The following is a 2,236-nucleotide window of genomic DNA, read 5'->3' as shown; positions in this document are numbered from 1 at the left end:
TGAAAGTTAGAGATTTTTTCATTTTTGTTATGAACTCTTCATAACTACATTTTCCCATTGTCAAATCCATCATAGCTAAATATTTCATTTCATTCTGAGTATATGGAATATTAATACATGACTCTAATAATTTTTCTTCGTTTTTCAAAGGTGTTATCACATTCTTTTTGTTTTTGTAGGCATAGTAATAACGAACCCCAAATTTTCTTTGAGAGACAGCATTTAAATGTATGCCATCTGGATTTGCTGACAACCCCTGGGCAGTTACAAAATATACATGATTATGATCATTGGCATATCGTAATAATTCTTTATTCACCAAGTCATACTCTGTACAATTAAAACCAAAGCCTATCTTTCCTAAATAGTCACCAAGTCCTCCAATAATAAACGGTACATCGTCTAAATTAAGTTCATTTTTTAAAGCCTCAAAAATTGTATGTAATTTTTCATAATACGTTTTATAGTTACCATTATAGCTATCATTTTCTCCTTGATGCCACAGAATAGCAATCAAATTACTATTTTGCATTGCAAATTTTGCCTGAATAATTGCATTTTTAAATAATATTTTCTCTATAGACCAGTCATCAATGGAACTGCCACCTTCCGCACATGGAATCAAGCCGATTTGTTCTTCTTTGTTTTCCATGCACCACATTGCAGCAAATGAACCCGCAAGACTTACTCCTGATATAGGACGATCGTAGTTAATTGGTTCTGTCATCATTTGCCATTTTCCATTTCTTAACATCTGGATTCTCTCATTACAAATCATCGGTACTTCATTTATGAATCCACGTCCAGCCATGTTGGACTGTCCAATCATTAATACACTTTTCATTCAACACCTCCACAAATTCCGAATTTGGCTATTTCGTTGCAACAATACTTATCCAATGATTTTTTACATTTGAATACGTTTTGATCTCTGTAAAACCCGCTTCTTTCAAAGCGGCAACAAGTTGTTTAGATGTGTAAATCTTCATACCATTGATCATCTTTGTCCATTTTTCATCTGCGGCATTCGTTCCGTCACTCTCGTTACAAATCAGGAATATGCCTTCGCTTTTCAGCACACGGTTGACCTCGGAAAAGCATTTTACTAATCCTGGCCAAAAGTAAACTGTTTCGAAGGCAGAAACATAATCAAAAGTCGCGTCAGAAAAGGGTATAGCAGATACATCTCCTTGAACTACATTACATTTCCCTTGTTTAATGGCGAGGGCGTTCAATTTTTGAGATTCTGCCACACTAACCTCAGAATAATCCATTCCTGTCACGTGGCCATTTCTACATCTATCAAGCCAGACCGCAATATTTGCTCCGCCGCCACAGCCGACGTCCAGAACTTCAGCATCAGACTTCGCGGAGATATTTGAGAATCCCCATTGCGATAATTTGGCGTGACCGCTGTTCATCATCTTCGTCATCAATTTTCCGCCGAAGCCTTGTGGCTTACGGGTATTTTCAAAAAATCTCATTACAGAATTCCTCCTCCACAAATACCGGTTTTCTTAATTCGACAAACTTGAAGTGGTTTGAAATACTTATCCTCATCAAATTTATACCTATCTACTTATAAACTCTATTGATTTTTTCCGGTAATACTTAACCAGTGAGATACTACATCAAGTCTAATATCTCACTGATTTTTCTTATCTTATCTCAAATAGTCCTGACATGCCTATTTTCTCAGCTATTATATCTGCTTTTGAACTTGTAATATTTGATAATAATTTTGTTGGCAAATTTTTAGATTTTTGCAATAGCTCTCCCGTACTCATTTCTAAATTGAAAGCTCTTTTTATTGTTACCAACCCTTTTGCTCCTTCTTTTGGCATTTTTGTTAAATATAAATCACCATAGTCAACTCCTCTTATATCTTCCCCATCTATATCTTCGATTTCACATCCTTTTTCCATCCATTCATTAAAATTTGGGATAATTTGATATGGAGTTTCTAAATCATAATCACCTGCATCTACTAGATAAATAGTTTTCGTTTCTTTTTCCTGTTTCATCAAAAAAACCAAATCACCGCCATCATTTCCAATAGCAACAGTATCTGGCTGGTATATATCTACTTGCAATTCCTTATTAACATCATCCAATTCTTCAAGAGAATAAAATATACATCCATTATCTAAACTAAGTCCATCATATTCACACAAAAACTCTTTATATACTAATGGCAACTCATATTTATATTCTCTTTCAAAGGTATTTATTTTTC

The 2,236-nt window shown here is 34.4% G+C and carries 3 protein-coding genes; all 3 read right to left on the bottom strand.

Annotation, left to right across the window (positions count from 1 at the left end):
• The coding region (locus DXB52_RS15505) for a sialate O-acetylesterase (RefSeq protein ID WP_118108019.1) at positions 1 to 844 on the bottom strand (844 nt) is incomplete at its 3' end.
• Between the two features lie 28 nt (positions 845 to 872).
• Positions 873 to 1,484: a class I SAM-dependent methyltransferase gene (locus DXB52_RS15500; protein ID WP_117909758.1), complete on the bottom strand. Its 612-nt coding sequence runs from the start codon at positions 1,482 to 1,484 to the stop codon at positions 873 to 875.
• Positions 1,485 to 1,658: 174 nt separating this feature from the next.
• Positions 1,659 to 2,236 (bottom strand): SMI1/KNR4 family protein (locus DXB52_RS15495; RefSeq protein ID WP_118108017.1); only part of this gene is annotated, 578 nt, incomplete at its 5' end.

It is taken from the genome of Ruminococcus sp. OM04-4AA (assembly GCF_003462585.1).
Lineage (GTDB): Bacteria > Bacillota > Clostridia > Lachnospirales > Lachnospiraceae > Mediterraneibacter > Mediterraneibacter faecis.
Note: the sequence above shows the minus strand (reverse complement) of the source record. Positions and strands in the feature narration are given on the sequence as shown.

Coding starts and splice junctions, on each gene's coding strand:
- DXB52_RS15500 (WP_117909758.1), bottom strand. CDS start 1,484: ATGAGATTTTTTGAAAATACCCGTAAGCCACAAGGCTTCGGCGGAAAA.